Origin of the sequence: Bartonella vinsonii subsp. vinsonii, assembly GCF_902825235.1 — a bacterium.
Taxonomy (GTDB): domain Bacteria; phylum Pseudomonadota; class Alphaproteobacteria; order Rhizobiales; family Rhizobiaceae; genus Bartonella; species Bartonella vinsonii.
Genome location: NZ_CADEAJ010000063.1, coordinates 1 through 426 on the forward strand (window position 1 = coordinate 1; position 426 = coordinate 426).

The 426-nt window shown below is 38.3% G+C and carries 1 protein-coding gene; it reads left to right on the top strand.

Annotation, left to right across the window (positions count from 1 at the left end; genetic code table 11):
- The coding region (locus J7R12_RS08690) for a DEAD/DEAH box helicase family protein (RefSeq protein WP_208439079.1) at nucleotides 1-426 on the top strand (426 nt) is incomplete at both ends.

Consider the following 426-nt stretch of genomic DNA (forward strand, 5'->3'; position numbering starts at 1 on the left):
CTTCTGATCTTGCCCTGCCTGCTACAACAGATGCAAAACAGCTTGCTAGCAAAGCCAATAAGACTTCTGCTGATGTCATGACTGTTATCTTTTCAACTTATCATTCAATCCAAGTGATATCGGATGCACAAAAGAAATATGATTTACCTGAATTTGATCTGATCATTTGTGATGAAGCCCATAGAACCACGGGTGCTGTGTTGGGTACAGACAACAGTGAATCTGAATTTGTCAAAGTGCATGATAACAGCATTGTTAAGGGTAAAAAACGTCTCTATATGACAGCAACTCCAAAGATTTTTACCGATAATGCCAAGAAACAAGCCAATGAGATTAATGCTGTTCTGGCTTCTATGGATGATGAAGAGCTCTATGGCAAAAACCTTTATACTTATACCTTTTCAAAAGCCGTTCAGAATAACCTTT